Source organism: Oceanibaculum sp., from assembly GCF_022449305.1.
Taxonomy (GTDB): Bacteria; Pseudomonadota; Alphaproteobacteria; order Oceanibaculales; family Oceanibaculaceae; genus Oceanibaculum; species Oceanibaculum indicum.
This window is the reverse complement of record NZ_JAKUSO010000100.1, coordinates 1-6,863: the sequence shown is the minus strand read 5'-3', so window position 1 is coordinate 6,863 and position 6,863 is coordinate 1. Positions and strand designations below refer to the sequence as shown.

The following is a 6,863-nucleotide window of genomic DNA, read 5'->3' as shown; positions in this document are numbered from 1 at the left end:
CATGCTGATCTGGGGGGTTCTGCGGGGCGTGCGGTTGATCGGCTTCGCCGTTACCGACGGTTTCGACATGGGGGTGGGCACGCTGCTGCTCTTCGCTTTGTGGATTTATTTGTAGGGGCGTATCGCGATCAACACCATTGCCCCGGTGTGGGAAGGCAATCAGGTGTGGTTCATCCTGGGGGGCGGGGCGATCTTCGCCGCCTGGCCACCGCTCTATGCCGTCAGCTTCTCCGGCTTCTACATTGCCATGTTCCTGATCCTGGCGGCGCTGATCCTGCGGCCGGTCGGCTTCAAATACCGCTCCAAGCGGGACGACCCGCGCTGGCGGGAGATGTGGGACTGGGCGCTGTTCATCGGCGGCTTCGTGCCGGCGCTGGTGTTCGGTGTGGCCGTCGGCAATGTGCTGCAGGGCGTGCCCTTCCGGCTGAGCGACGAGCTGCGGCCGTTCTATGAGGGCGGCTTCTTCGGCCTGCTGAACCCGTTTGCGCTGCTGTGCGGCGTGCTCAGCGTCGCGATGCTGGTGATGCATGGCGGTGGCTGGCTGGGGCTGAAAGCCACGGGCATGGTCGCCCGGCGGGCACGCGACTATGGCGTGCTGGCGGCGGCGGCGGTGATCGTGCTGTTCGCGCTGGGCGGTGTGTGGATATGGCTCGGCATCGACGGCTACCGCATCACAGCCGGCATCACGCCGGACATGGCAAGCAACCCGCTACGCAAGGAAGTGGCGGTGGAGCCGGGCCTGTGGTTTGCCAATTACGCCACTTATCCCTGGATGGTGATCGCCCCGGCCATGGGCTTCCTGGGCGCGCTGGGCGCCTTACTGGGGCTGTTGCGCGGGCGGGAGGTCTCGACCTTCCTGTTCTCGAAGATGAGCGTGGTCGGGATCATCTCGACGGTCGGCCTGTCGATGTTTCCGTTCATCCTGCCAAGCTCCATCGATCCGCGCTCCAGCCTGACGGTCTGGGATTCGGGGTCGAGCCATTCCACCCTGTTCAACATGCTGGTGGCGACGGCGATCTTCCTGCCGCTGATCCTGGCCTATACCAGCTGGGTGTACAAAGTGCTGTGGGGCAAGGTGACCGCCAAGGACATCGAGGACAGCCAGGATACGGCTTACTGAGGAGAGAACGCGATGTGGTATTTCGCCTGGGTGCTGGGCCTGCCGCTTGCCGCGGCCTTCGCCATCCTGAACGCGATGTGGTTCGAGCTGATGGAAGAAGACCGTAAGAAAGAAAACCCTGATATATCCTGATGTACCTTATAGACAGGTACAATCGTGAATAATAATTTCCGAAAACCTTTTCGGTATTTTGGAAGAATTATTAGTTAACTTTCCATAAACCTTTTTCGGTATTAGAATTTCTAAAAATACCGGGGGAGGTTTCATGGAAGGGCTCACCGATGGTTGGGTGTTTGTCGATGCCAGTACCGACCGGACGCATTGGCACCCGGATATAAGCCGCTTTCACGATTACTGGCGGGAGATCACCCCGCCGGGCCAGCTGCCGGGCCGCCAGCACTTCGATCCGCTGGATATCGCGCGCATCATGCCGCGTGTCTGGATGCTGGACGTGGTCCAGCCCGGCCCGCGCTTCCGTTACCGGCTGGCCGGCACCATGGAGGTGGAAACGCTGGGCATGGACCCGACGGGTCGCTGGCTTGACGAGGTTCACGACGCCTTCCGCACGCGGCCGGATATCGCCAGCCGCTACATGGCGGCGGTTGAGACGGGCCGCGCGACCTATCGCTTTGGCCGGGTCGCCTTCGTCCATGACCGGGAACACCGGTTCGTGCAGAACATGATCCTGCCCTTTGCCGCCGATGGGGTGACGGTCGATCTGCTGATGATCCTGTCGATCATGTACCACTCCGACGGGGTCGAGGTGAAATGATGGTCAGGTGGTGCTGGCCGCCTCGATAGCGCGGCGGATGGCGTCGCGGTCAAGCTGGCCGGGCAGGGCGATGGCGACCAGCCGCCCCGGCCCCGCAAGGCCGGCGGGTGCTGGGGAGACACTCCAGCGCCGCGCGACGGTCTGGATCGTGTGCAGCGTCCCATCGGCAGCAGCGACGAAGCCCTTGGCGCGCAGCAGGCATAATGCCGGGTCGGCCAGTGCGCGCGCCAGTTCTTCCGCCTGAACCGGCTCCGTCACTGGGAAGTTGTCCGTGTCATAACCGGCGCTGTGATGATGCGCATGCTTTGGCGCTGGTGGGCGCCCTGCCGCAAGTCCCAGGGCGATGCCGGTGGCGATTGCCGCGTTCGTCGTGGTGACGATGCGGGCGCTGGGGCTGGCCCCCTCCAGCCAGTGTACGGTTTCCGCAAGATCGTCCGGCAAAACGAGATCGGCCTTGTTCAGCAGCACGAGATCGGCTTCGGCGAGCTGCCGGGCGATTGTATCGCCTAGATAACGGTCGGTCGCGCGGGCACGGATCGTCTCGGCATCGGCCAGCACCAGCACCGCATCCAGCCGATAGCCCATGAGCAGCGTCAGGGAACTGGCAATGCCGCCGGGCAGGGCAACGCCGCTGGCCTCGATCAGCAGATGGTCCGGGCGCGGATCAAGGATCAGCATGCGCTCCAGCGCCTCGATCAGGTCGCTGCCATAGCTGCAGCACACGCAGCCGCCGGCAATGGCGATCATGTCCTCGTCGCGGCGCTCGATCAGGTCGGCATCGATAGGAAGGTCACCGAATTCGTTCACCAGCACGGCCAGCCGCCGGCCGTCCGGGTGGCGCAGCAGATGGTTCACCAGCGTCGTCTTGCCGGCACCCAGATAGCCGCCGATGACGGTTACGGGAAGCGGCGCCATCGCCTCAGATGTCGGCGGCGGCGAAGACCCGGCCATCCTGCACCGTGCCCCAGACCCGGACATCCTTCAGCGCCTCCGGTGCGATCTCCGTCGGGTCGTCCTCCAGCACCGCGAAATCGGCGCGTTTGCCGGCCTCGATGGAGCCGACCTCGCCATCCAGCTTCAGCGTATAGGCCGCGCCCAGCGTGATGGTGCGCAGCGCATCGGCGACGGAGATACGTTCGGCCTCGCCCAGCACGCGCCCGCTGGCGGTGATCCGGTTGACCGCCGCCCAGGCGGTGAAGAGCGGCCCCAGAGGCGTGACCGGCGCATCGGAATGAATCGCCAGCGGCACGCCGGTCGCCAGCGCGGTGGCGCAGGCATTCATGCGTTCCGCCCGTTCCGGTCCGACGGTGATCGCGTAATGCTGGTCGCCCCAGTAGAAATGATGATTAGGGAACAGATTGGCGCACAGGCCCAGTTTCTTCATGCGGCGGAACTGCGCGGCATCGGCCAGCTGGCAATGCTGCAGGGTGAAACGATGATCCGGGCCGGGCTGGCGGCGCAGGACGGATTCCAGCGTATCCAGCATCAGTTCCGTCGCCTCGTCGCCATTGGTGTGTATATGCGCTAGGATGTCGTTGGCCAGCGCCAGTTCCAGCGCCTCGGCCAGATGTTCCGGCGTCACGTACCACAGGCCATTCGGCTGGCCATTATAATAGCCGGGCCAGCGGAGCCGGGCGGAGAAGCCCTGGATCGAGCCATCGGCGAACAACTTGATGCCGCCCAGCCGCAGCCGGTCGGTGCTCTGTTTCTTCAGCTCCAGCGCGCGGTCGATCAGCGCCGCCGGCGTCATGCCGACGAAGCGCCGGAAGGAGGCGATGCGGACCGGAAAGCGGTCCTCGCCGGTGACGCGGCGCATCATCGCCACCGCATTGTCGGGCAGCAGATTGGCAAGGTCGGTGGCGGTGGTCACGCCCTTGCGCACGCACAGCCGGGCGAACTGCCTGAGGCCTGTCTCGTCGCCGGCCTGTGCCTCGCGGTCGAAACCCGCATGGCGGCCGACCGGCATCATCGCCTCCGGCCCCTTCAGCTCGCCGGTGGGCAGCCCTTCCGCGTCCAGCGGCACGCCCTGATGGTTGATGCCGGTGCGCAGGAAACCGGCCAGCTCCAGCGCCTTGCTGTTCACGCTGAGGATATGGCCGCTGGCATGCATCACCGCGATGGGACGGTCGGTCGAGACCTTGTCCAGATCGGCCCGGCCGATGCGCGCGCTGCCGAAATAGATCGGGTCCAGCGCCCAGCCGCTCAGCGGCTTTGCGGCATCTTTCAGCTTGGCATCTGCCTCGCGCAGCCGGTCCAGCACGGAATCGACGCTCTTCAGGCCTGGCCAGATTTTCCCGTCCGGGTCCATGCGGTCGAAATAGCCGCAATAGACCGACTGCCAGAACACACCCTCGGAGATATGGCTGTGCCCCTCGACCAGCCCCGGCATCAGCACCTTGTCGGCGAATTGCCGGTCGATCCTGTGCTCGCCCCAGCCGGTCAACTCCTCCAGCTTGCCGGCGCCGAGGATGCGCCCGTCGCGTACCGCGACATGGTTGGCCAGCGGGCGGGCCGGGTTCATGGTCAGGATCTTGCGCGCCTCGAAGATGGTGATCATCGCCGTCACTCCCGGTCCGGCCCGACGACGAGGCCGCTGTCGAACAGCCTGCCGATCTCGCCGGAGGACAGGCCCAGCACATCGGCCAGCACCGCCTCGCTATGCTGGCCAAGCGCTGGGGCCGGCACGATGTCGCCATGCGGGGCGGCGCCGAAGGACAGCGGGATATGCGGCGTCAAATAGGTGCCGATGCCTGGCTGCTCCGCCTCGCGGAACAACGGATTGGCGGTTGAGCAGCGTACATCTTCCGCGACCAGCTGCCGGAAATCCTGGAACGGCCCCCACAGCACGCCGCTGCCCTCGAAGGCCTGGCGGATATCGGCCAGCGTCCGCGCCGCGAACCAGGGCGCCAGCACGGCGGCAATGGCGTCTCGTGCGGCATAGCGCCCGGCCTCGTCCGACAGATCGACGCCCATCGCGGCGGCGACATGCGGCATGCGGTCCTCGGTGCCGGTGGCCCGCAGCAGGCTCTGCCATTGCCGGTCGGAGAAGGCGGCGACCATGACGGCGCGGCCATCCTTTGTTGCAAAATCCCGCCCGAACCCGCCATAGAGATGGTTGCCGATGGCCGGACGCTGCCGGCCGGTCACCTGCGCCTCGGCGATGTAACCGAGATTGCCTACCGTCGCCAGCATGACGTCGGAGAGCGCGATGGAGACTTCCTGGCCCTTGCCGGTCGCCAGGCGATGCTGCACGGCGGCCAGCGTACCGGTGGCGAGGTAGAGGCCAGTGGCGATATCCCAGACCGGGATGGCGTGGTTGATCGGCTGGGTGCCGTCGCCGGTCACCATCGGGAAGCCGCTGGCGCAGTTCACCGTGTAATCGACCGCCGCCGAGCCATCGTAATTGCCGGTCAGCTTCAGCATGATGAGATCGTCGCGGCGCTGCTTCAGCGCCTCATAGGACATCCAGCCGCGCGAGGGCAGGTTGGTCATCAGGATGCCGCCGCCATCGCCTTCCTTTCCGGCGATCAGGGATGCCGCCAGTTCCTGCCCCTCGGGGCGGGCGAGGTCGATGCGGATGGAGCGCTTGGCCTTATTCAGCCCGGCCCAGTACAGGCTCTTGCCATCGTCGGTCTGCGGCCAGCGGTTATAGTCGATGCGCCCGGATTTCGGGCTGATCTGGATGAGATCGGCACCGAGCTGGGCCAGCGTCATGCCGCCCAGCGGGGCCGCGACATAGGCCGACACCTCGACGACGCGCAGATTGCTCAGAACGCCTGGCACTTGGTTGTTCCTCCCGCTTCACGGATTATCGTGCGCGGCAAGCATAGCCGCTCGCCATCCCGGCCTGTCCATACGATTCGACATGCGGTCTTGCACAGGGCGGGCGGCTCACCGGACAATGCCGCTTACCGAAAGCAACCCTGCGGATAGGAATGACATGACCGAGTCCCGACCGAAGCTCACCATCCTGGAACAGCGCCGCATCGAGGCCGGCATCGTGAAGCCGATCTACGAGACGCTGGAGCGCGAGCTGGGCCGGGAGAAAGCGCAGGAGTTGCTGGGCAAGGCGATCCGCCAGGCGGCGCGGGACAGCGGGCGGGAATTTGCGGCGGAGGAGAAGGGGGGTACCAGCCTGGAAAGCTTCGCCGTGCTGTTCGAGCGCTGGAAGGAAGGCGGTGCCTATGATTTCGAGCTGCTGGAACAGTCAGCCGAGAAATTCGACTTTAACATTCGCCGCTGCGCCTATGCCGAGATGTATCACGAGATGGGCCTGGGCCATATTGGCCACCTGCTGTCCTGCCAGCGCGACGGCGCGCTGTGCGAGGGCTATGACCCGAAGATCGAAATGACCCGTACCCAGACGGTGATGCAGGGCGCCAGCCACTGCGATTTCCGGTTCCGCTACCGGAAAGACTGACGCTGTCGGAAAAACTGACGGTCCTTTATAAGTTTTTAACTAAATCCGGCCTAGCCTCGTCCCTAAAACGGACGGGAATCGTCTCATGGATGTTGTTGGCCTGCTGGGCCGGATGGGAATCGCAACGAAAATCTTCCTGGTGGTTGGCGTGCAGCTGGCCGCCTCGATCATCATTGCGATCATCACCCTATCCACCCTCGACAGTTACAACACTATCGTGAAGCAGGCGCAGCAGGCGAAGCAGCGCGCCATCCTGGGCGAGAGAACCAATGCGCTGGTCTATGCCACGGTCATGGATTCGCGCGGTGTCTATATGTCCGACACCACCGATTCAGCACGGCAGTTTGCTATCGGCATTCAGGCGCTGGTTACAGAGATCGAGCAGAATATGGGCGACTGGCGCCTGCTGATCGAACCGTCAAGAATTGCCGCCTTCAATGAACTGGACCGGGCCGCCAGGGAATTCATCGCCTTCCGGCGCGAGCTGGCGCGGACCGGAATGGAAGTCGATCCGGCGTTGGCCCGTGTCATGGGCGACAATTATGACAACC

Annotated in this window: 6 protein-coding genes and 2 pseudogenes; 5 read left to right on the top strand and 3 right to left on the bottom strand. The window is 64.6% G+C overall.

Going from position 1 to position 6,863, the window contains the following annotated elements; all coding sequences use genetic code 11:
• Position 1 precedes the first annotated feature (1 nt).
• From cydB to MK313_RS17515, 3 genes and pseudogenes are all read left to right on the top strand, one after another.
• Positions 2-1,120 (top strand): annotated as a pseudogene (gene cydB, locus MK313_RS17525) (cytochrome d ubiquinol oxidase subunit II).
• A 12-nt stretch (positions 1,121-1,132) separates the two neighbouring features.
• Positions 1,133-1,252, top strand: a complete 120-nt coding sequence (cydX, locus tag MK313_RS17520) for a cytochrome bd-I oxidase subunit CydX (RefSeq protein ID WP_008945283.1) — start codon at positions 1,133-1,135, stop codon at positions 1,250-1,252.
• A gap of 133 nt (positions 1,253-1,385) precedes the next feature.
• Positions 1,386-1,892 (top strand): PAS domain-containing protein, encoded by a 507-nt coding sequence (locus tag MK313_RS17515; protein WP_008945282.1) that lies wholly within the window; start codon positions 1,386-1,388, stop codon positions 1,890-1,892.
• A 3-nt stretch (positions 1,893-1,895) separates the two neighbouring features.
• Here the strand turns inward: MK313_RS17515 and MK313_RS17510 are convergent, their stop codons facing one another.
• The 3 genes from MK313_RS17510 to MK313_RS17500 are packed head-to-tail and all read right to left on the bottom strand — an operon-like array spanning position 1,896 to position 5,675.
• Positions 1,896-2,807 carry a CobW family GTP-binding protein gene (locus MK313_RS17510; RefSeq protein ID WP_287783397.1) on the bottom strand — a complete coding sequence of 304 codons (912 nt, stop codon included), beginning with the start codon at positions 2,805-2,807 and terminating at the stop codon, positions 1,896-1,898.
• Between the two features lie 4 nt (positions 2,808-2,811).
• Positions 2,812-4,449, bottom strand: coding sequence for an amidohydrolase (locus MK313_RS17505; RefSeq protein WP_287783394.1), 1,638 nt, complete (start codon positions 4,447-4,449; stop codon positions 2,812-2,814).
• Between the two features lie 5 nt (positions 4,450-4,454).
• Positions 4,455-5,675: a CoA transferase gene (locus MK313_RS17500; protein WP_287783391.1), complete on the bottom strand. Its 1,221-nt coding sequence runs from the start codon at positions 5,673-5,675 to the stop codon at positions 4,455-4,457.
• Between the two features lie 157 nt (positions 5,676-5,832).
• On the opposite strand from MK313_RS17500, the gene MK313_RS17495 reads away from it, so the two are divergent.
• Both MK313_RS17495 and MK313_RS17490 read left to right on the top strand, forming a co-directional pair.
• Positions 5,833-6,312: an L-2-amino-thiazoline-4-carboxylic acid hydrolase gene (locus MK313_RS17495; protein ID WP_121217474.1), complete on the top strand. Its 480-nt coding sequence runs from the start codon at positions 5,833-5,835 to the stop codon at positions 6,310-6,312.
• A gap of 85 nt (positions 6,313-6,397) precedes the next feature.
• A pseudogene (locus MK313_RS17490) lies at positions 6,398-6,863 on the top strand (hypothetical protein); the annotation flags it as partial.